This window comes from Micromonospora siamensis (assembly GCF_900090305.1).
GTDB lineage: Bacteria > Actinomycetota > Actinomycetes > Mycobacteriales > Micromonosporaceae > Micromonospora > Micromonospora siamensis.
Window position 1 is genome coordinate 453,479 of the sequence record NZ_LT607751.1, and the last position, 19,383, is coordinate 472,861.

A 19,383-nucleotide genomic window follows, 5' to 3' on the forward strand; every position below is an offset into this window, starting at 1 on the left:
TGATGCCCGGGTGCGACACGCTCGCCCCGCTCGCCCCGGTGACCGCCACCCTGCGCGCCATGTTCGGCACCGACGACCTGCCCGGGCTGGCTCCCGGCCTGGTGGTCGCCGACGAGTTCGGCTGGTCCCCGGCGAGCACCCTGGTCGACGGCAGCCGGCTGCCGGAGCTGCTGCACGCGGCCACCCTGCGCTGGGGCGGCACCCCGCACGCCTGCGCCGCACTGGCCTGGAAGGCCTACAGCTACTGGGCGGCACTGCCGGCCGTGCTGGGTTGGGCCGCCGCCCGCCGGGTGCCGCTGCTCGACCCGGCCGACGTGCTTATCCACTTCGAGGACCACCGGCCGCTGGTCACCCTGGGCCTGCGCCGGTCCACCCCGGTCGCGGTGCTGCCCACCGACCCGCTGGCGCTGTCCGGCCGACCCAAGGTGCGGGTGGTGGCCGACGAGGCCGCCCTGCTCGCGGTGCTCCGCGCCTCGCTGCTCGACGCGCACCTCGCCCCGCTGATCACGGCGATCCAGGCGGAGGTCCGGATCGGCACGCGCACCCTCCTCGGCTCGGTGGCCTCCGGCGTCGCGCAGGCCGTGCTGCGGGCCACCGACGCGCTGCCGGGCTCGGCGACCGCGAGCGTCGACACCCTGCTCGGCGCCCTCGACCTGGCCGACCTGGTCGAGCTGGTCCCCGGCCCCGGTGGCCGGCCCACCGTCCAGCGCCGCACCTGCTGCCTGGCCTTCACCCTGCCCCGGCCGAAGATCTGCCAGGGCTGCTGCGTCCGTCCGGCCTGACCCCCGGCGTCCGCCGCGAGCGGCGCCTCAGCCAACCAGCGGCCGCACGTCCCACACCCACACCCCACCGGTGTACGTCGGCGTCACGCCGGTCAGCGCGGTCATCCCCCGCCGAAGCGCGTCGGCGTGCGGGTGCGGCCCGAGGATCACCACCCCGGCGCGCCAGTACCGCAGGTCCTCGACGGCGGCGAGCCGGTCCGCCGGGGTGATCGGCGGGATCTCGCCGGTGTTGCGGATGGTGACGAAGAAGGTGCTGGTACGCCGGGGCGGGGCGCCGAACAGCGCGATCCTGCCCTCCGGGGCGTGCGGCCGGGTGTCCGGGCCCAGGAAGTAGCCCCGGGCGAGCGGCAGGTCCAGCCCGGTCCGCGCGGACCAGCGCAGCGGCTCGGCGTAGACGTTGTCCGGCAGCGGTAGGGTGACCACGCTGCGCCCGCCGGCGGTGTACGCCCGCCAGGCGCCGGAGGTGACGAACCCGGGCACGGGATCCAGCCGGACCGCCGGCAGCGGGGTGGGCAGGATCGGCAGCAGCGCCATGGCCAGCACGGTGCCGGTGACGAAGCGGATGCCCGGCCGGGCCGCCGGGTGCCGGCCGGCGAGCCGGCGGACCCGCTCGGCCGCCAGTGCGAGCAGCACCCCGACGATCGGGGTGAGCGCCAGCGACCACCGGGTCGGCACCACCGAGTGCAGGACCGGCAGCCCCTCCAGCAGCGCCCACGGGGCGGGCACCCCGGTGTCCCGCCCGTTGAACCGGACCTCCCGGCCGAGGGAGAGCAGCGCGAAGAGGGCGCCGAGCACCGCCAGCGCGCGGACCACGACGTCCCGGCGCAGCCACCAGACCAGGGCGGCCACCAGGACCACAAGCGGCCAGCCGAGGAAGGCGTTCTCCTCGGTCGGGTTCTTCGCCAGCCGGGCCGCGTCCCGCGGGTCGCCGGCGACCGACTCACCGGACCAGGCCAGGAAGGACGCCAGGTCGGTGCGGTAGCCGCGGATCAGCCGGGACAGCCCCTGGTACGCGCCGGCGCCGAAGAACTGCACGTACAGCGGGTACGCCAGCAGTACGGCGGAGAGCGCCGCGGCCACCCCCAGGCCGGCGAGGAACGGGCGGGCGACACGGCGCAGCGGTGGACGGCCCAGCGCGAGGGCGCCGAGCAGCACGCCCAGGCCGATCGCCGTCATCAGCAGGATCTCCAGGTTGAGGAAGGCCTGCCAGACGATCAGCAGCCCGAGCAGCACCCCGTTGCGCAGCCACCGGCCGGGCTCGGCCAGGCGCAGGGTGCGCCAGGCGATCAGCGGCACCAGGAACTGGGCGACGATGTTCGGGTGGGCGTTGGCGTGCGACACCATCGCCGGCGCGAAGGCGCAGAAGCCGGCGCCCAGCCAGGCCGGCGCCCGGGCCCCGACCACCACCCGGGAGAGCACGAAATACCAGGTGACGCCGGTGGCGATCAGCGCACCGGTGAGAAACAGCAGAAAGGTGACGTGCGGGCCGAAGAGCAGGGTCACCGGTGCCATCGGCAGCGAAATGGACAATACCGAGGTATTTGCCATGAGATTGACGCCGTCGGGCACATTCATCCGGTCACTGGCGAACGGATATGCGAAATGCGTGACGACCCGCGCACCGTGCGCCATCATCCATTCGAACTGCGACTGATCCGCCGGGTTCGCCCGTACGCCGGCCGCCGGATCCGCCCAGAACCGGGCGGTCACCCAGAAGGCGAGCAGCGCGAAGCTGGCGACGGCGGCGGCGTCGATCCAGCGGGCACCGGCGGGCGGGAGCCGGCGACCGCCCGCCGGGCCGGCCTCCGAATCGGGCGCCGGCCGGTCCGATTCAGCAGCAGTCATGACAATTCAGAGCGTAGTCAGGATATGACCAGACCGTGACTTGTTTCGGCCTTCTGGCTTTCTGGGTACTATCTGCCGGGTTCGCTGACCGCCGATCTCGTGCCGCCCCTCCGGGACCACAAGTCCGGTCCCGACCGCCCCGATTTTGCTGCCGTGCCGGTAGCTGGTTCACTCATTCGGTCCAGGCGCGGGTCGAGTCATACCGTGAGGAATCGACGCATGGCAGAAATCACTGGTGATCAGCGCGTCCAGTCGGAGGTGCTCGAGGGCCTCGCGACGGCGGTCAACCACCGTCGCTGGTTCGTGGAACTGGCCGTGCCCCACCTCGGTGACAACCCGATCGAGATCGGCAGCGGCCTTGGCGACTACGCGCTGGAGTGGGCGGAGCACTTCCCCCGGTTCACCGCCACCGAGGCCGACCCGGACCGGCTGGTGTCGCTGAAGGAGCGCCTCGCCGACCGGCCGAACATCGAGGTCCGGCAGATGCTGCTGCCGCACTCGGAGCGCGGCGACTACAGCGCCGCCGTGTCGTACAACGTGCTCGAGCACATCGACGACCACGTCGGGGCCCTGCGCAGCATGCGGGACCTGGTCCGCCCGGGCGGCAGGATCGTGCTGATCGTGCCGGCGTTCCAGTTCGCCATGGGTCCCGCCGACATCGCCACCGGCCACGTCCGGCGCTACACCAGGAAGACGCTGGGCGCCGCGCTGACCGAGGCGGGCCTGGAGGTCGAGGAGCTGCACTACGCCAACGCGCTCGGCCTGATCGGCTACTTCATGGCGACCAAGGTCTTCCGGCTGATGCCGAAGGAGGGCCCGATGGTCAAGGTCTACGACAGCCTGGTGCTCCCGGTCACCAAGGCCGCCGAGCAGCGGGTCCGCCCGCCCTTCGGGCAGTCCGTCTTCGCGGTCGCCCGCGTCCCCGCCTGAGACCGCGGCTCGCCCCGCGACCCCGCCATGGGCGGGATCGCGGGGCGCCTCATCACTCCTTGACCTGGTACGACGGGCGGATGACCGCCCGCGCCAGGGTGTGGAAGGCCAGGTTGAAACCGACGAAGGCCGGGCTGGCCTGCGGGGCGACGTCCAGCCGCTCCACGTCCAGGGCGTGCACCGCGAAGACGTACCGGTGCGGTCGGTCACCCGGCGGCGGCGCGGCCCCGCCGAAGCCCTGCTCGCCGTAGTCGTTGCGGACGGAGAACGCCCCGCCCAGCTCGCTCTCCTTCACCCCGCGGGGCAGCTCGGTCACCGAGGCGGGCAGGTTCACCAGCACCCAGTGCCAGAATCCGCTGCCGGTCGGGGCGTCCGGGTCGAAGCAGGTCACCGCGAAGCTCTGGGTCTCGGCCGGGAAGCCCGACCAGGCCAGGTGCGGGGAGACGTTGTCGCCGCCGGCGCTGCCGTGCGCGTGGGCGGCGTCCATCGGCTCGCCGTTGACCACGTCGTCGCTGGTCAGGTTGAACGACGGAACGGTCGGCAGCAGCTCGTACGGGTCCGGGGCGATCGGTCGTTCCAAGGTCATCGGGACGGGTCCTTCCGGTTGCGCGTGAATCCTGCGCCTCTTCATACCCCGCCCCGGCCCCTCGCCGAACGCACTCCGCGCGGGTGGCGTCGGGACTGATGCCCGTGGGCGGAGGGTGTGGGATTCGAACCCACGAAGACATCGCTGCCTTACCGGTTTTCAAGACCAGCGCCATCGGCCACTAGGCGAACCCTCCCGGCACCGCGCCCCGAGGGCCGCGGCGGCGGTGCCTAGTCTGCCATGACGTGCGCGCCGCCGCCCGCGCCACCGCCCCGGCACGCCATCGCCGCCCCGACGCTGCGGGAAGTCGATTACTCCGTGAGCGTGATACCTCTCAGTCATCAATATGCCTCTCAGTCATCAGGCTCGCCCGGAACCTGTCTTCGCCCGGAACCTGTCCCGGCGGCCGGCCACGCCCGCGGGCCGGTAGCCCCGCCGGTCGGCCGCCGCCCACGCACCGAAGCCGGCGGCTGCCAGGTGCCCGGCGGGCCGGATCGGGTATGAACGAGCCATGCGTGCGATCACCATTCCGGAACCCGGCGGACCCGAGGCACTCGTCTGGGCGGAGGTCCCCGACCCCGAGCCCGGCCCCGGCGAGGTGGTGGTCGACGTGCGGGCCAGCGCCGTCAACCGGGCCGACCTGCTGCAACGGCAGGGGCACTACCCGCCGCCGCCGGGCGCGCCCGCGTACCCGGGGCTGGAGTGCTCGGGCGTGGTCAGCGCGATCGGCCGCGACGTGACCGGGTGGACGGTCGGCCAGGAGGTCTGCGCGCTGCTGGCCGGCGGCGGCTACGCGGAGCGGGTCGCCGTGCCGGCCGGGCAGTTGCTGCCGGTGCCGGCGGGCGTCGACCTGGTCGACGCGGCGGCGCTGCCCGAGGTGGCCTGCACGGTCTGGTCGAACGTGGTGCGGCTGGCCCGGCTCGCCGCGGGCGAGACGCTGCTGGTGCACGGCGGCGGCAGCGGGATCGGCACCTTCGCGGTCCAGCTCGGCCGGGCGCTCGGGGCCACCGTGCTGGTCACCGCCCGCGCGACCAAGCACGACCGGCTGCGGGAGCTGGGCGCCGCACACACGATCGACTACCGGGAACAGGACTTCGTCGAGGAGGTCGCCCGGGCCACCGACGGGCACGGCGCGGACGTCATCCTGGACATCATGGGCGCGTCCTACCTGGGACGGAACGTGGCGGCCCTCGCCGACGGCGGCCGGCTGGTGGTGATCGGCATGCAGGGTGGCCGCAAGGCCGAGCTGGACCTGGGCGCGCTGCTGGCCAAGCGGGCGTCGGTGGCGGCCACCGCGCTGCGGTCCCGACCGCTCGACGACAAGGCGGAGATCGTCCGGGGCGTACGCGAGGAGGTCTGGCCGCTGGTCGAGGCCGGAACGGTCCGCCCGGTGGTGGACCGGCGACTGCCGATGACCGACGCGGCGCAGGCGCACCGGTTGGTGGAGAGCAACGACCACGTGGGCAAGGTGCTGCTCACGACGGCGTGACGGCACCGCCCGGCGACCGGGGCAGCATCAGCCGCGGTCCGGCGCCCTCGGCGGCCAGGCTGTCGCCCGGGTTGTAGAGCGTGCAGCGCTGCAACGACAGGCAGCCGCAGCCGATGCAGCCGTCCAGGTCGTCGCGGAGCTTGCTGAGCAGCCGGATCCGCTCGTCCAGCCGGCTGCGCCAGGTCGCGGAGAGCTCCGCCCAGTCGGACGCGGTCGGGGTACGCGAGGCCGGCAGCGACTCCAGCGCCGCCTTTATCTCGTCCAGCGACACGCCGACCTGCTGGGCGATCCGGATGAACGACACCCGGCGCAGCTCGGAACGGGCGTACCGGCGCTGGTTGCCGCCGGTCCGCTCGGCGCGGACCAGGCCGAGCCGCTCGTAGTAGCGCAACGCGGAGGGCGCCACCCCGGAGCGGGCGGCGAGTTCCCCGATGGTCAGTGAGTCCTGCATCACCCGGTCCTTGAGTTGAAGCCCACTTCAACTCACACGCTATCCGTATGGACACCCTCACCTCCACCGGCACCGCCCCGCTCGGGCCGCTGCTGCGCCGGATCACCGGCGACGAGAAGCACGGGCCCAGCGCCCACTCCACCCTCGACGTCCTCTGGGTCCTCTACGACCGGGTGCTGCGGGTCACCCCGCAGACCGTCGACGACCCCGACCGGGACCGCTTCCTGCTCTCCAAGGGACACGGACCGGCCGCCTACTACGCCGTCCTCGCCGCCAAGGGCTTCATCCCCGAGGACTGGCTGGACGACCTCGCCGGTCCGGGGAGCCGGCTCGGCCACCACCCGGACCGGCGGCTCGTCCCCGGCGTGGAGATCGGCTCCGGCTCGCTCGGCCACGGGCTGGGCCTCGGCGTCGGCACCGCCCTCGGGCTGCGGGCCCAGGGCCGCACCGACCCCCGGGTGTACGTCCTGCTCGGCGACGCCGAACTCGACGAGGGTTCCAACCACGAGGCGATCGCCTACGCCGGCGCCACCGGCCTGGACACGGTCACCGCGATCGTCGTCGACAACGCCTCGGCCACCCACGGCTGGCCCGGCGGCATCGCCGCCCGGTTCACCGTGAACGGCTGGACCGGCGAGACCGTCGACGGCCGGGACCACACCGCCCTGTCCGCCGCGCTCACCGGCCACCGGCCCGGCCGGCCACACGTCGTGGTGGCGCGCGTCGAGAGCAAGGGGTGACCGCCGTGCGGACCACGTTCGTGAACACGGCGAGCGACCTGCTCGACGCCGACCCGCGTACCGCCCTGGTGCTGGCGGACATCTCCGCCAGCGCGTTCGCCCCGGCCGCCCGGCGACACCCGGACCGGGTGCTCAACGTCGGCATCCGCGAACAACTGATGATCGGGGTGGCCGGCGGACTGGCCCTGACCGGGCTGCGCCCGATCGTGCACTCGTACGCCACCTTCCTGGTCGACCGGGCGTACGAGCAGATCAAGCTCGACCTCGGACACCAGGACGTGGGTGCGGTGCTGGTCAGCGTCGGCGCGTCGTACGACGGGTCGCGGTCGGGCCGGACGCACATGTCCCCGGGCGACGTCGCGCTCCTCGACTCGCTCGGCGACGACTGGCGGGTGCACGTGCCGGGTCACCCGGACGAGGTGCCGCCGCTGCTGCGCGCCGCCGTCCGCGACGACGACCGGGTCTACCTGCGACTCACCGAGCGGCGCAACGGCGTCGCGTACCCGGACGCCGACCGGCTGCGGGTGGTACGCCGGGGCCGCGCGGGGGCGCCCGTGGTGGTGGCGGTCGGGCCGACCCTGGACGCGACGCTGGCGGCCACCCGGGGGCGGGACGTCACCGTCGCGTACACGCACACGCCGCGCCCGTTCGACACGGCGGGGCTGCGGGCGCTGGCCGGAACCGAGGTGGTGCTGGTCGAGCCGTACCTGGCCGGGACGTCGGCCGCGGTGGCCGGTCGGGCGCTGGCCGACGTGCCGCACCGGCTGCTGGCCCTCGGGGTGGGCGCCACCGACCTGCGCCGGTACGGGGATCCGACGGACCACGAACGCTGGCACGGGCTGGACGCGGCAGGGCTGCGCCGGTCGATCGACGCGTTCCTGGACTGACCGGGTGGCGGCGCGGGCGCACGGGGGCCCGCGCCGTCGCGGGCGGGGTCGGGCTGGGTCAGCCGGCGACGGGGCGGCGGCGGGCCCGCTCCCGGCCGAGGATCCAGATCGCCTCGACGCCGTCCCTCCAGGTGATCTTCTTGCCCTCCTCGCGGCCCCGGGCGCGGTAGCTGATCGGCACCTCGTACGGGCGGATCCGCTGGCGGAGCAGCTTGCCGGTCACCTCCGCCTCCATCCCGAAGCCCCGGGAACGGATGTTCAGCGAGCGGTACAACGCCACCGGCATCAGCTTGAAGCAGGTCTCCAGGTCGCCGATGTACGAGTTGAACAGCACATTGGCCGCCATGGTGACGCCCTTGTTGCCCATCACGTACCAGAAGCTGTAGGCGCTGTGGCTGCCGAAGGTCCGATTTCCGTACACCACCGTGGCGTGGCCGTCGAGGACCGGGGCGAGCAGCCGCGGGATGTCCTGCGGGTCGTACTCCAGGTCGGCGTCGAGGATGACCATGTATTCGCCCTCGGCGGAGTCCACCGCGGTCTTGATCGCCGCACCCTTGCCGGCGTTGCGCTGGTGGGTGATCACCCGCAGCCGCGAGTCGTCGACCCGGCCGAGGATCTCGCCCGTGCCGTCGCGGCTGCCGTCGTCGACCACGACCAGCTCGATCTCGCAGGGGTAGTCGACCGCCAACGCCTGCTTGAGGGCATCCGCGATGCGTTCTTCCTCGTTGTAGACCGGCATGAGGATCGAGAGCTTCACGGGGATCTCCACGGTGGCGACAATAAGTCGGCCCTAGCGTAGCTTGGCCGCCCGTCGAGGTGGAGTCACCCACCAGGGGAGGATCCGCGCCGTCCGCAGGTTGATGGTGTTTACTTCCGCGCATGTCCGTGGCCGGATCCCTGCTCGTCGTGGCGCCGGTCGCGGCGCTGGCCCTCCTCTCCGCCCTGCTCCGACCCCGGACCGCGGAGGCCGTGGCGCCGGTCCGGCTGGCGGTGCTGCGCGCCGCGCTGGCGGTCGGCGCCTTCGCCGTGCTCACCGTGGAACTGCTCGGCGCGTTGCACGCGCTGACCCTGCCGGCCTTCGCCCTGGCCTGGCTGCTCTTCCTCGCCGCCGTGACGCTGGCGGCGTGGTGGCGACGGGTCCGCCCGGGCGCCGAGCGGATCGTCCGGGCCCGCGCGACGGACGTCCGCGGCTTCCGGCGTACGGCGGGTCGGGGCGAGCTGCTGCTGGCCGGCACCGTGCTGCTGCTGGTCCTGGTGGAGCTGGTCGTCGCGCTGCTGGCGTCGCCGAACAACTACGACTCGCAGACCTACCACCTGCCGAAGGTGGAGCACTGGGTGGCGCAGCGGAGTCTGGACTTCTGGCCGACCGCGATCCACCGGCAGGTGACCATCCCGCCCGGCGCGGAGTACCTGCTGCTGCACCTGCGCCTGCTCACCGGCGGCGACGCGCTGCACAACCTGGTGCAGTGGGGCGCCGGGCTGGGCTGCCTGCTGGCCGTCACCCGGATCACCGCCCAGCTCGGCGGTGGCCGGCGGGCCCAGCTGCTCACCGCGTTCGTGCTGGCCACGACGCCGATGGTGGTGCTCCAGGCGACCAGCACCCAGACCGACCTGGTGGTGGCCGCCTGGGTGGCGGGAGCGGCCACGCTGGCGGTGGACGGGCTGCGCCGCCGGGCCGGCCTCGGTGACCTGCTGGCGCTCGGCGCGGCCACCGGGCTCACCGCGGTCACCAAGACCAGCGGGCTGATCGCGGTCGGCCCGCTGCTGCTGCTCTGGGCCGGGGGACAGCTGCGGCTGGCCCGGCCCGGCGCGCCGGGCCGGACCCCGGTCGGCGTGTCGGACCGTACCCCGGGCGACGGGGAGACCCCGCCCGGCGGCCTGCGGGGCCGCGCGGTGGCCGGGACGGTCGGCGGCTCGCTGTTGATCGTGCTGGTCGCGGCGGTGCTGGTCGGGCCGTTCCTGGCCCGGGTGACGGCCGAGTTCGGCCATCCGCTGGGGCCGCCGCGGCTGCGCGACTCGATCCCGATGGAACGGCACGACCCGGCCTCGATCCTGGTCAACCTGGCCCGGACCGCGCACACCGCGCTGGACACGCCGCTGTTCCCGGTCAGCCGGGCGACCGCCACGGCGATCGTCGACGGGTCGAGGGCGATCGGGGTGGACCCGCAGGACCGGGCGATAACCTTCGGCAACGAGCGGTTCCCGGAGCCGGCCTGGTATCCGGACGAGGACCGGGCGGCCTTCCCGGTGGCCGGCACGCTGGTGCTGGTCGGGGCGGTGCTGGCGCTGGCCCGGCCGCGCCGGATCAGCCCGCGGTGGGCCGGCGGGCTGCGGGCGTACGCGGTGGTGGCGGTGACCACCGTGCTGCTGCACGCCAGTCTGATCAAGTGGCAGACCTGGGGGAACCGGCTGCTGCTCTACGCCCTGGTGCTGGCGGTTCCGCTGGCCGGCCTCTGGCTGGACGCGCTGCTGCACCGGCGGGCGCGGCCGGGTCGACGGTCGGTGGCGGCCGGGCTGGTGGCGGCGGTGCTGGCCGTCTCGGCGCTGGCCGGGACGCTCAGCCTGGTGTACGGCTATCCGCGCCGGCTGGTCGGCTCCGCGTCGGTGTTCACCTCGTCGGACTGGGAGGACCGGTTCGTCCGCCGGCCGCAGTGGGCGGCCGAGTTCCGTTGGGCGGCGGGGGCGGTACGCGACAGCGGCGCCCGCCGGATCGGTTTGGGCCAGCAGTACGACAACTGGGAGTACCCGTGGTGGGTGCTGCTGCGCGAGGGCGGCGGCCGGCCGCCGGAGCTGGTGGCGTTGCAGTCGGTCCTGCCGGACCGGCCGCCCGCCGACCCGACCTCGGTGGACGCGATCGTCTGCACCGGCAGCCGTCCGGCCTGCACGAAGCTGGTCCCGCCCGGGTGGACCGTGCGCTGGCGGGGCTACGTCGGGTACGCGCTGCCGCCGGGTCGTTGACGCCCGGTAGGGCCCCCGCGGCGGGGGCCCTACCGGCTGCGCTCACTTCTGCTTGAGCGGGATCAGGATCAGCCGGGCGACGTCCCGGTCGCCGTCCTTGGCGCCGGCCACGCCGACCGTCGTGCCGACCTTCACCGCGGTGGGCTGCACGGTGGCCCGCCGCTCGACCACCCGCAGCTTGTCGCCGAAGGCCCAGGTCAGGGTGAACCCGTCGGTGGACTTCACGGTCACCGAGTCGCCGTCGATCGCGGTGACCTGGCCGCGCTGCACCACGACCGTCCGGGTGCCGCCGTCCTTGGTCTGCACGACCGCCTCGCCGTGCAGGGTGTTCTTCCGCAGCAGCACCCGGGCCGCGTGCCGCTTGCGCCACTCCTGAGCCCGCTCACCGCGCTTCGCCTTCGGGTCGGCGCTGGTCGAGGGCTCGGCGCCGCCCGCCGGGTCCGTCGAGGACGCCGTGCCCGGCTCCAGTTCGGCGGCGTCGAAGCCCATCGCGGCGAGCGCCTGGCCCTCCGCGCCCATCGCCGCGGCCACGTCGACCGCGGTCTGCGTCGCCGGGCCCTGGGCAACCTGCGCCGGCCCGCAGCCGGCGACACCCAGTGCGACCGCCGCGAACAGCGACGTGGCCCCGGCGGCGATTCCGTGACGTGCCATGAGTCTCCCTCTCGTCGGTGGTGGAACCAGCCTCGCGCACTCCGATGGGCGGGACGTCAGCCCGATGTTCGGGTCAGGTAAGGGTTGCCGGGGAGCCGGACGGTGAACGCAGCGCCGCCCTCCGCCGCGTGCCCGGCGGTGACGTCCCCGCCGAGCCGGCGGACCAGCCCGGCGGCGAGCGCCAGCCCGAGCCCGCTGCCCACCTTGCGCACCCCGCGGTACCGCTGGTGCAGCGCGCCTCGTTCGAAGGCCACCGCCAGGTCGTCGTCGGTGAAGCCGGGGCCGCCGTCGCGGACCTCGACGATGCCGCCGGCCGCCGGGTCGGGACCGGCCGGCCGCACCGCGAGCACGATCGGCGCCCCCGGGGGTACGACCCGCAGCGCGTTCTCCAGCAGCCCGTCCACCACCTGCCGGATCCGCCCCGGATCGGTGTACGCGGGCACCGGCGCCGCCGGCGCCTCCAGCCGGAACGGCACGCCGACCGCCGCGCACCGGTCGGACCAGGTGCGTCCGGCGTCGGCGGCCAGCCCGACGAGGTCCACCGGCACCGGTTCCAGCGGGAAGTCGGCGGCCTCCAGCCGGGCCAACGCCAGCAGGTCGCTGACCAGCCGGTCCAGGTGCTCGGCCTGGGCCAGCACGGTCCGCCCGGTCTCCGGTACCCGGTCGCCGTCGATCACCCCGTCGGCCAGCGCCTCGGCGTAGCCCCGGATCGCGGTCAACGGGGTGCGCAGCTCGTGCGAGACGGAGAGCAGGAACTCGCGTTGCCGGCCCTCGCTGGTGGCCAGCGCGGCGGCCAGCCCGTTCAGCGCGTACGCCAGGTCGGCCACCTCGTCGGGCGGCTCGACCGGCACCCGTACGCTCCGGTCCCCGGCGCGCAGCCGCGCGGCGGCGGTGGCGGCGGTACGGATCGGGCGGGCCAGCCGGCGGGCCAGCAGCAGTCCCGCCGCCGCCCCGGCGGCCAACCCGGCGAGCAGCGGCAGCCAGAGGGTACGCAGGACCGGCCGCCAGGGCCCGCCGCCGGTGGCGCGGGTGAGCACCACCCCGTCGCCGCCGGCGAACGGCCGTCCCTCCACCAGGGCGCGTTCCCCGGCCACCAGCCGCCGGCCGGAGACCGGATGGCCGGCGGCCACCCGGTTGACCACCGGTCGGGGCAGGCCGGGGCGGTCGACGGTGCCGCCGCGGATGACGTACACCTCGATCTCCTGCTGGCGGAGCTGGCGGATCAGCCGGTCCCCGGCGGTGTCCCGCTGCCGGGGGGCGCGGACCCGGAGCACGTCGGCGGCGAGTCGGGCCTGCGCGGCCAGCGCGTCCTGGTCGCGGCGTTCGGCGCCGCGGACCGCCAGCGGCACCGCCACCAGCGCGGTGACCAGGACCGACACCAGGGCCACGGCGCAGGTGACCAGAATCGCGCGGGCGGTCAGTGTCCGGCCGGGCCGGCGGCGCACCGGCGCCGGTGCGGGACGCGGACCGAGCACCGGCAGCGCGACGGTCGGCTGCTCAGGCATCGGCCGCGTACCCGACGCCCCGGTGGGTGCGGATCACCCCGGCCGGGCCGAGCTTCGCCCGCACCTGCGCGACGTGCACGTCGACGGTGCGGGTGCCGGCGTGCGCGGCGTAGCCCCAGACCGCGGCGAGCAGCTCCTCCCGGGTGAAGACCCGGCCGGGCCGGGCCATCAGGTGGGCGAGCAGGTCGAACTCCGTCGAGGTGAGCTGCACCGGCGTGCCGGCGGCGGTGACCGTGCGACGGGCCGGGTCCAGGGTGACCGGGCCGACCGTGCGGGGCTGTTCCGCGCCCGCCGGTGGGCCGGCCGTCCGGCGCAGTACCGCCCGCACCCGGGCCACCAGCTCACGCGGGCTGAACGGCTTGGTCACGTAGTCGTCGGCGCCCAGCTCCAGCCCGACGATCCGGTCGACCTCGTCGTCGCGGGCGGTGAGGAAGATGACCGGTGTCCAGTCGCCGGCCGCCCGCAGCCGCCGGCAGATCTCGGTGCCGGCCAGGCCGGGCAGGGCGATGTCCAGCACGCAGGCCACCGGGCGCAGCCGCCGCGCGGCGGCCAGCCCGGCCGCGCCGTCCCGTTCCAGGTGTACGCCGAAGCCGTCCCGGCTCAGGTAGAGCCGGACCAGGTCGGCGATGGCCGGCTCGTCCTCGACGACGAGGACCAGGCCGCGTTGTGGTACGTCGACGGTCACCGGCCCATGATGCGCGACCGGTGGGTGCGACCGGCGTCAGGTGCGTGTTCGGATCAGGTAAGGACTCGTGCGCCGACGGTGGCCACCACCCGCTCGCGCGGGTTGCGCAGCCGGGTCCGGAAGGCGTGGTGGAGCAGCTGGTCGAGCTGCCACACCTGCTTCGGGTTGGCGGTGCGGATCAGGAAGCGCTCGCGGACGCCGTCGATCGCGGTGGCCGCCAGCTCGACGGCGTGCAGCCGCGGGTCGGGGCTCCAGGTGACGTTGCTCAGCTCGCGCAGCTCGGTGTTCAGGTGCAGCTGGAGGCGGTGCAGCACCCGGGACTGCCGGGTCACCACCAGCCGGCGGTGGGTCAGCAGCAGCAGGTAGTCGCCGGCGACCGGCCGGCCGGGGCGGCTGCACCGGGTGACGAGCACCGGTGCGTCGCCGGAGCCGACACAGCGACGGAAGATCGGCATGTGCCGGGTGACGGTCTGGGCCGCCAGGCCGGTCTCGGCGGCGGCGGGCAGGAAGGTCCGGGAGAACACGTCCATGACCTGCCCAACGAGCCGTGACCAGGGGTGACGTGGGTCACGCCGAACTTTTGGAAGTTCCACGCCCGCGTGTCGCACCGGGTGTGCGGCGTGGTTCAGACCAGCGTCGGTGCCAGCAGCTCACCGAGCCAGCCGGGCACCGCCTCGGCGTACCCGTCCCGGGCCGGGTCGTCGGTGGCCAGGGCGCGACGCCACGACAGGGCCCGGCTCACCGTGGTCACCCGCTTCGCCAGGTGGGCCGTCTCGCGCAGCGTCGCCCGGTCGTACCGGTCGGTCCACGCCTCCAGGTACGCGTCCCGCAGCCGGGACAGCGCCGGGTCGTCGTCGACCAGCTCGGCGGCGTGCGCCACCGACCGCAGGGTCACCAGCAGGGTGCCGAACGGGTGGGCCACCGAGGCGTCCCCCCAGTCGAAGAAGCGGTAGCCGCACGTGCCGGCGAAGACGTTCCCGTCGTGCAGGTCGTCGTGCTGGACGGTGGCCGGGATCCCCATCTCGTCGAGCCGCCGGCAGAGCGCCGCGAACTCGACCCGGTACGCCCGCAGCCGCTCGTGCAGCTCGACGCTCATCCCGTCCGGCTCGCCCGGTCGCAGCGACTCCCGGTCGTCCAGCAGCTCGTCGAGCAGCCGCGGCAGCCGCTCCGGCCGATGGTCCGGCACCCCGACGTCGAGCAGTACGCCCGCCTGCGGCGCCACCGTCCGCTGGAGTTCCGCGTACGCGGGCAGCACCCGCTCCCACCGGGCCACCCGGTCGTCCCCGCCGGCCAGCACGTCCCGCAGGCTCGGCCCGCCCTCGGGGAGCAGCGTCCAGCCCCGCTCCGGGTCGACGGCCAGCGGACGCAGCACCGCGTCCGGGGTGAGCCGGGACAGGATAGCCAGCAGGCCCGCCTCGTAGCGGGTGCCGGGGTTGTTGGCCTTGAACCAGGCGTCGCCGACGTCGGTGGGGACCCGCCACACCAGCGACCACGGGCGGAGCCGCGGCTGCACCGGACCGGTGATCCGGTGGCCGTGCCGGGCCAGCGCGTCGGACACCCAGGTCAGGGCGGCGTCCCGCCACTCCTGGCTGGACCGGTCGGCGTTGGGGGTGGTCGTCACGCTGCGCAGGCTAGCCAACCGGCGTCCGCCCGGCGCGCGAATATCGGCCGGGCGAGGATCAGAGCAGCTCGACGATGGTGGCGTTGGCCATGCCGCCGCCCTCGCACATGGTCTGGAGGCCGTAGCGGATCCCGTTGTCCCGCATGTGCTGGAGCATGGTCGTCATGATCCGGGCGCCGGACGCGCCGAGGGGGTGGCCCAGGGCGATCGCCCCACCGCGCGGGTTGAGCCGCTCCGGGTCGGCCTCCGTCTCGGCCAGCCAGGCCAGCGGCACCGGTGCGAACGCCTCGTTCACCTCGTACACCCCGATCTCCTCGATGCCCAGCCCCGCGCGGCGCAGCGCCTTCGCGGTGGCCGGGATCGGCGCGGTCAGCATGGTGACCGGGTCGTCGGCGGCGACCACGGCGGTGTGCACCCGCGCCAGCGGACGCAGCCCGTGCCGGCTGGCCCACTCGCTGGTGGTGACCGCGAGGGCCGCCGCGCCGTCGGAGATCTGCGACGCGGAGCCGGCGGTGACCACGCCGTCGTCCTTGAACGGGGTCTTCAGCTCGCCGAGCTTGGCCAGCGTGGTGTCCCGCCGGATGCCCTCGTCGGCGGCGAACTTGCCGCCGTCGGCCAGCGCCACCGGGGCCAGCTCGGGGTCGAACGCCCCGGCGTCCTGCGCGGCGGCGGCCTTCTCGTGGCTGGCCAGCGCGAACTCGTCCAACTGGGTACGCGAGAAGTGCCAGCGCCGGGCCATCAGCTCGGCGCCGACGCCCTGGTTGAACGGGAGCGGAGAATCGGCGGCGACGCCCTCGACCCCCCGGTAGCGCTCCAGGATGGCGTCGCTGAACGGCATGCCGCCGGCGACGCTGGCGCCCATCGGCACCCGGGTCATCGACTCGACCCCACCGGCGACCACCAGGTCGGCCTGTCCGGACAGGACGGTGGCGGCGGCGAAGTGCAGGGCCTGCTGGCTGGAGCCGCACTGCCGGTCGAGCGTGGTGCCGGGCACCGACTCGGGCCAGCCGGCGGCCAGGACCGCGTTGCGGGCGACGTTCCAGGACTGCTCGCCGACCTGCGACACGCAACCCCAGACCACGTCGTCGACCTGGGCGGGGTCGATGCCGGTCCGCTCGGCGAGGGCGCGCAGCACGTGCGCCGAGAGGTCGACCGGATGCACGTCGGCCAGGCTGCCCTTGCGCCGCCCGACCGGGGTGCGTACCGCTGCGACGATGACCGCGTCACTCATCTTTACTCCCCGGTAACCTCGGCTTGCTGCGATCCTACGTCCTTCCCGGCCCCACCGTCCTCCCCCGCCGTCGGCTGGCATGCTGGGGCGATGGTCGATGAGTCGTCCCCGGTCCGGCAGTGGCGGGTGCCGACCGTCCTGCCGGCGGCCAAACTGACCGGCGCCGTGGTGATCGCCGGGATCGGCCTGCTCTTCGCCGACGGCGACCCGGTCCAGCTGGTGCTGGCCGTCGCGGCCGGCCTGGTGCTGGCCGGCTGGGGCGTGCGCGACCTGGTGGCGCCGGTCCGGTTGGCGGTCGACCCGGAGGGGATCACCGTGACCGAAGGTCTCGCCGGGCGGCGCCGGCTGCCGTGGCCGGCGATCGAGGAGATCGCCCTGGACCGGCGGACCCGGCGCGGGCTCACCGCCGAGACCCTGGAGATCGACGCGGGCGAGTCACTGCACGTGATCGGCCGGTACGACGTCGACGCCCCGCTCGCCGAGGTGGCAGCCACCCTCCGCGCCGCCCGGCGCTCCGCGGAGAACCGGTAGCGGACTCAGCCGGTGAGGGCGGCGGTGCGGACCAGCACCGCCCCGATCAACGCCACCAGGATGATCGCGCTGCCGGCCGCCTGGAACAGGGTCCGCCGGCCGCGCGGCGCGTACGCCAGCACCAGCCCCATCAGCGCGCCGACCACCAGGCCGCCGAGGTGTCCGGCGATCGAGATGCCCGGCACGGTGAAGGTGAAGATCAGGTTGACCACCAGGATCGGCACGATGGCCGAGGTGTCCCGGCCCAGCCTGCGCATGATCACGAAGATGGCCGCGAAGAGCCCGAAGATGGCGGTCGACGCGCCGGCCGACGGCTGGTTGGCCGGGCTGAACAGGTAGACCGCGACGTTGCCGCCGAGCCCGGCGATCAGATAGAGCGCCAGGAAGCGCAGCGGACCGAGCGCCGCCTCCAGGGTCCGGCCGAGCACCCAGAGCGCCCACATGTTCAACAGCAGGTGCACCAGGCCGTAGTGCAGGAACATCGCGGTGACCAGACGATACCAGTCCCCGTCGGCGACGCCGCCCACGGTGCCGTCGGAGAGGAGGGCGAGGCCCAGCACCGAACCCCACTCGGTCAGCGGGGTGCCGCCGCGGAGCAGGACGTCGAGCAGCGGCCGGCCACCGACCACGGCGGAGCCGACGGAGAGCAGCATCATCGCCACGTTCAGGCCGAGGAGCGTCCTCGTCACGTAGCCCTGCCGGCCGGTCTCGCCGCCGCCGAACGCGGTCCGCGCCGGGCGTACGCTGCGCCGGCCCTCGTTGACGCACTCCGGGCACTGGTGCCCGACCGACGCCTCCCGCATGCAGTCCGGGCAGATGGGCCGGTCGCAGCGGGTGCAGCGGACGTACGTCTCCCGGTCGGGGTGCCGGTAGCAGACCGGGGTGGTGGGTGGCGACTCGTTCACCACGGGCACCGCCCGTTGGTGACGACGGATCGCGTACCCACCACCCGGCTGCTGCCGGCCACCTGGCCGGGGCGCTCAGTCATGCGAGCAAAGGTACCTCGCGCGGCGGGTCAGGCCTGCTGCCGTTCGATCTCGACCCGCTCGATGACGACGTCCTGGAGCGGACGGTCGCTCGGGCCGGTCGGGGTGTTGGCGATCTGGTCCACGACCTTGGCGGACTGCTCGTCGGCGACCTGACCGAAGATGGTGTGCCGGTTGTTCAGGTGCGGGGTCGGCGACACGGTGATGAAGAACTGCGAGCCGTTGGTGCCCGGCCCGGCGTTCGCCATGGCGAGCAGGTACGGCCGGTCGAAGCGCAGCTCGGGGTGAAACTCGTCACCGAACTTGAAGCCCGGGCCGCCGCGACCGGTGCCGGTCGGGTCACCCATCTGGACCATGAAGCCGCTGATGACGCGGTGCGAGATGGTGCCGTCGTAGTACGGCCCGCTGCCCGGCTGGCCGGTCCGCGGGTCGGTGTACTCCTTCGTGCCCTCGGCCAGCTCGATGAAGTTCCGGACGGTCTTCGGCGCGTGGTTCGGGAAGAGCTCCAGCCGGATCGGGCCAGCGTTGGTGTGCAAGGTGGCGTAGACAGCCTCGGCCACGGGTACTCCTCACTCGTTGGTCAGTTCCATGCGGATCCTCCCATGTGCCCGATCTGGCATCGCGGAGGCATCCGAAGGTGGAGGATGACGAAGGACAACTCCCAGGAGGTGGGACCGTGTTTGGAATCGGGCGGCGTAAGACCCAGGGGCAGCTCGCGAAGGTCGAGCTGAACCAGGGCATCGGTCACCTGAGGCAGGCTGCCACGTACGCGGCGAGGGGTGCCGGCGCCACGGTCGGCCCGCGGGTCCAGGCAGCCCGGGGTGCCGTCGCGCCCACCGCGATCGTGGTGCGCGACCGCGCCACCAGCGGCTTCGCGTCGACCGCCGCGGCCCTCGCACCGCTGGCCGTGGCCCTGCGCAACGCCCAGGCCCAGGGTGCGGCCAAGACCCTCGCCGACCGCAAGGCAGCCCTCACCAAGCAGGCCGCCGCGAGCAAGAAGGTCAAGGCGAAGAACATGAAGGCCGCGAAGAAGAAGCAGAAGAAGAAGTCGCGGGGCGGGCTGATGACCGGCCTGCTGGCCGCCGGCACCGTCGCCGGCCTGGCCGGCGCGGTCGCCATGCGCCGCCGCCGCGAGCAGCAGGAGTGGGCCGAGTACGACCCGGCGGCGACGCTGTCGCCGATGGGGGAGGACGTGGACACCATCGTGGTGGAGACCCCGGACCCGAGCGCGAAGGTCACCGACGCCTCGACCATGTCCAGCTCCTCCGGTGTGGCCGGTGGCCCGACCGGCGCCGGCAGCTCGGCGGTGGCGGGCGGCGACAGCTCCTCCACCACCACCGTGGGCACCCAGCCGGTGATCCACTCGAACGACAAGGTTCCCTCGGTCGCCGAGGGTGCCCGGGACGTCTCCGGCCGGCCGGCCGACGACACCAGCAAGGCGGTCGGCGCCGGCAGGAACGGCGCCAAGACCGGCGGTCGCTGACCCGTCCGGGAAGCGCCGGCGT

20 protein-coding genes and 1 tRNA gene are annotated in these 19,383 nt (G+C 74.2%); 8 read left to right on the top strand and 13 right to left on the bottom strand.

What is annotated here, in order from left to right; translation table 11 throughout:
- Nucleotides 1-2 precede the first annotated feature (2 nt).
- Entirely contained in the window at nucleotides 3-782 is a 780-nt protein-coding gene (locus GA0074704_RS02050; RefSeq protein ID WP_088968919.1) for a ferric iron reductase, read from the top strand.
- Between the two features lie 27 nt (nucleotides 783-809).
- On the opposite strand, the gene GA0074704_RS02055 is transcribed toward GA0074704_RS02050, so the two are convergent.
- The gene (locus GA0074704_RS02055) at nucleotides 810-2,627 is read right to left on the bottom strand and encodes a hypothetical protein (protein ID WP_088968920.1); all 1,818 of its coding nucleotides are present in this window, start codon (nucleotides 2,625-2,627) and stop codon (nucleotides 810-812) included.
- Nucleotides 2,628-2,846: 219 nt separating this feature from the next.
- Here GA0074704_RS02055 and GA0074704_RS02060 point away from each other — a divergent pair, with 219 nt between their 5' ends.
- Nucleotides 2,847-3,557, top strand: coding sequence for a class I SAM-dependent methyltransferase (locus GA0074704_RS02060; RefSeq protein WP_088968921.1), 711 nt, complete (start codon nucleotides 2,847-2,849; stop codon nucleotides 3,555-3,557).
- Between the two features lie 52 nt (nucleotides 3,558-3,609).
- On the opposite strand, the gene GA0074704_RS02065 is transcribed toward GA0074704_RS02060, so the two are convergent.
- Nucleotides 3,610-4,143 (bottom strand): YbhB/YbcL family Raf kinase inhibitor-like protein, encoded by a 534-nt coding sequence (locus tag GA0074704_RS02065; RefSeq protein ID WP_088968922.1) that lies wholly within the window; start codon nucleotides 4,141-4,143, stop codon nucleotides 3,610-3,612.
- Nucleotides 4,144-4,252: 109 nt separating this feature from the next.
- Nucleotides 4,253-4,339, bottom strand: a tRNA-Ser gene (locus GA0074704_RS02070).
- Between the two features lie 315 nt (nucleotides 4,340-4,654).
- Between GA0074704_RS02070 and GA0074704_RS02075 the strand changes: the two genes are divergently transcribed.
- Nucleotides 4,655-5,632 carry an NAD(P)H-quinone oxidoreductase gene (locus tag GA0074704_RS02075; RefSeq protein WP_088968923.1) on the top strand — a complete coding sequence of 326 codons (978 nt, stop codon included), beginning with the start codon at nucleotides 4,655-4,657 and terminating at the stop codon, nucleotides 5,630-5,632.
- Here the strand turns inward: GA0074704_RS02075 and soxR are convergent.
- Nucleotides 5,619-6,083: a redox-sensitive transcriptional activator SoxR gene (gene soxR / locus GA0074704_RS02080; protein WP_088968924.1), complete on the bottom strand. Its 465-nt coding sequence runs from the start codon at nucleotides 6,081-6,083 to the stop codon at nucleotides 5,619-5,621. The two genes, GA0074704_RS02075 and soxR, sit on opposite strands and share 14 nt — an antisense overlap.
- A 47-nt stretch (nucleotides 6,084-6,130) precedes the next feature.
- Between soxR and GA0074704_RS02085 the strand changes: the two genes are divergently transcribed.
- Nucleotides 6,131-6,823 carry a transketolase gene (locus GA0074704_RS02085; RefSeq protein ID WP_088968925.1) on the top strand — a complete coding sequence of 231 codons (693 nt, stop codon included), beginning with the start codon at nucleotides 6,131-6,133 and terminating at the stop codon, nucleotides 6,821-6,823.
- Nucleotides 6,824-6,828: 5 nt separating this feature from the next.
- Complete coding sequence (locus GA0074704_RS02090; RefSeq protein ID WP_088973386.1) at nucleotides 6,829-7,710, top strand: transketolase family protein; 882 nt, start codon at nucleotides 6,829-6,831, stop codon at nucleotides 7,708-7,710.
- A gap of 58 nt (nucleotides 7,711-7,768) precedes the next feature.
- Here the strand turns inward: GA0074704_RS02090 and GA0074704_RS02095 are convergent, their stop codons facing one another.
- Nucleotides 7,769-8,467 carry a glycosyltransferase family 2 protein gene (locus GA0074704_RS02095; protein WP_088973387.1) on the bottom strand — a complete coding sequence of 233 codons (699 nt, stop codon included), beginning with the start codon at nucleotides 8,465-8,467 and terminating at the stop codon, nucleotides 7,769-7,771.
- Between the two features lie 122 nt (nucleotides 8,468-8,589).
- On the opposite strand from GA0074704_RS02095, the gene GA0074704_RS02100 reads away from it, so the two are divergent.
- Nucleotides 8,590-10,668 (top strand): hypothetical protein, encoded by a 2,079-nt coding sequence (locus GA0074704_RS02100; protein ID WP_088968926.1) that lies wholly within the window; start codon nucleotides 8,590-8,592, stop codon nucleotides 10,666-10,668.
- Nucleotides 10,669-10,710: 42 nt separating this feature from the next.
- Here the strand turns inward: GA0074704_RS02100 and GA0074704_RS02105 are convergent, their stop codons facing one another.
- The 6 genes from GA0074704_RS02105 to GA0074704_RS02130 all read right to left on the bottom strand — a co-directional run bounded on the left by GA0074704_RS02105 (nucleotide 10,711) and on the right by GA0074704_RS02130 (nucleotide 16,361).
- Nucleotides 10,711-11,319 (bottom strand): hypothetical protein, encoded by a 609-nt coding sequence (locus GA0074704_RS02105; RefSeq protein WP_088968927.1) that lies wholly within the window; start codon nucleotides 11,317-11,319, stop codon nucleotides 10,711-10,713.
- Nucleotides 11,320-11,375: 56 nt separating this feature from the next.
- Nucleotides 11,376-12,824, bottom strand: a complete 1,449-nt coding sequence (locus GA0074704_RS02110; protein WP_088968928.1) for a sensor histidine kinase — start codon at nucleotides 12,822-12,824, stop codon at nucleotides 11,376-11,378.
- On the bottom strand, nucleotides 12,817-13,509 hold the full coding sequence (locus tag GA0074704_RS02115) for a response regulator transcription factor (RefSeq protein ID WP_088968929.1): 693 nt from the start codon (nucleotides 13,507-13,509) through the stop codon (nucleotides 12,817-12,819). Before GA0074704_RS02115 ends, GA0074704_RS02110 begins: the two co-directional genes overlap by 8 nt.
- A 53-nt stretch (nucleotides 13,510-13,562) precedes the next feature.
- Nucleotides 13,563-14,039, bottom strand: a complete 477-nt coding sequence (locus tag GA0074704_RS02120; protein WP_088968930.1) for a hypothetical protein — start codon at nucleotides 14,037-14,039, stop codon at nucleotides 13,563-13,565.
- Between the two features lie 95 nt (nucleotides 14,040-14,134).
- The gene (locus GA0074704_RS02125) at nucleotides 14,135-15,130 is read right to left on the bottom strand and encodes a phosphotransferase (protein WP_231926733.1); all 996 of its coding nucleotides are present in this window, start codon (nucleotides 15,128-15,130) and stop codon (nucleotides 14,135-14,137) included.
- A 58-nt stretch (nucleotides 15,131-15,188) separates the two neighbouring features.
- On the bottom strand, nucleotides 15,189-16,361 hold the full coding sequence (locus GA0074704_RS02130; protein WP_088968931.1) for a thiolase family protein: 1,173 nt from the start codon (nucleotides 16,359-16,361) through the stop codon (nucleotides 15,189-15,191).
- A gap of 90 nt (nucleotides 16,362-16,451) precedes the next feature.
- On the opposite strand from GA0074704_RS02130, the gene GA0074704_RS02135 reads away from it, so the two are divergent.
- Complete coding sequence (locus GA0074704_RS02135; RefSeq protein ID WP_088968932.1) at nucleotides 16,452-16,892, top strand: PH domain-containing protein; 441 nt, start codon at nucleotides 16,452-16,454, stop codon at nucleotides 16,890-16,892.
- Between the two features lie 5 nt (nucleotides 16,893-16,897).
- On the opposite strand, the gene GA0074704_RS02140 is transcribed toward GA0074704_RS02135, so the two are convergent.
- Together GA0074704_RS02140 and GA0074704_RS02145 are read right to left on the bottom strand one after the other, a co-directional pair.
- The gene (locus GA0074704_RS02140) at nucleotides 16,898-17,797 is read right to left on the bottom strand and encodes a rhomboid family intramembrane serine protease (protein WP_088973389.1); all 900 of its coding nucleotides are present in this window, start codon (nucleotides 17,795-17,797) and stop codon (nucleotides 16,898-16,900) included.
- A 110-nt stretch (nucleotides 17,798-17,907) separates the two neighbouring features.
- Nucleotides 17,908-18,438, bottom strand: a complete 531-nt coding sequence (locus GA0074704_RS02145) for a peptidylprolyl isomerase (protein WP_088968933.1) — start codon at nucleotides 18,436-18,438, stop codon at nucleotides 17,908-17,910.
- A 116-nt stretch (nucleotides 18,439-18,554) separates the two neighbouring features.
- Between GA0074704_RS02145 and GA0074704_RS02150 the strand changes: the two genes are divergently transcribed.
- Entirely contained in the window at nucleotides 18,555-19,361 is an 807-nt protein-coding gene (locus GA0074704_RS02150) for a hypothetical protein (RefSeq protein ID WP_172880350.1), read from the top strand.
- Nucleotides 19,362-19,383 lie beyond the last annotated feature (22 nt).

Coding starts and splice junctions, on each gene's coding strand:
- GA0074704_RS02050 (WP_088968919.1), top strand. CDS start 3: ATGCCCGGGTGCGACACGCTCGCCCCGCTCGCCCCGGTGACCGCCACC.
- GA0074704_RS02055 (WP_088968920.1), bottom strand. CDS start 2,627: ATGACTGCTGCTGAATCGGACCGGCCGGCGCCCGATTCGGAGGCCGGC.
- GA0074704_RS02060 (WP_088968921.1), top strand. CDS start 2,847: ATGGCAGAAATCACTGGTGATCAGCGCGTCCAGTCGGAGGTGCTCGAG.
- GA0074704_RS02065 (WP_088968922.1), bottom strand. CDS start 4,143: ATGACCTTGGAACGACCGATCGCCCCGGACCCGTACGAGCTGCTGCCG.
- GA0074704_RS02075 (WP_088968923.1), top strand. CDS start 4,655: ATGCGTGCGATCACCATTCCGGAACCCGGCGGACCCGAGGCACTCGTC.
- soxR (WP_088968924.1), bottom strand. CDS start 6,083: ATGCAGGACTCACTGACCATCGGGGAACTCGCCGCCCGCTCCGGGGTG.
- GA0074704_RS02085 (WP_088968925.1), top strand. CDS start 6,131: ATGGACACCCTCACCTCCACCGGCACCGCCCCGCTCGGGCCGCTGCTG.
- GA0074704_RS02100 (WP_088968926.1), top strand. CDS start 8,590: ATGTCCGTGGCCGGATCCCTGCTCGTCGTGGCGCCGGTCGCGGCGCTG.
- GA0074704_RS02105 (WP_088968927.1), bottom strand. CDS start 11,319: ATGGCACGTCACGGAATCGCCGCCGGGGCCACGTCGCTGTTCGCGGCG.
- GA0074704_RS02110 (WP_088968928.1), bottom strand. CDS start 12,824: ATGCCTGAGCAGCCGACCGTCGCGCTGCCGGTGCTCGGTCCGCGTCCC.
- GA0074704_RS02120 (WP_088968930.1), bottom strand. CDS start 14,039: ATGGACGTGTTCTCCCGGACCTTCCTGCCCGCCGCCGCCGAGACCGGC.
- GA0074704_RS02130 (WP_088968931.1), bottom strand. CDS start 16,361: ATGAGTGACGCGGTCATCGTCGCAGCGGTACGCACCCCGGTCGGGCGG.
- GA0074704_RS02135 (WP_088968932.1), top strand. CDS start 16,452: ATGGTCGATGAGTCGTCCCCGGTCCGGCAGTGGCGGGTGCCGACCGTC.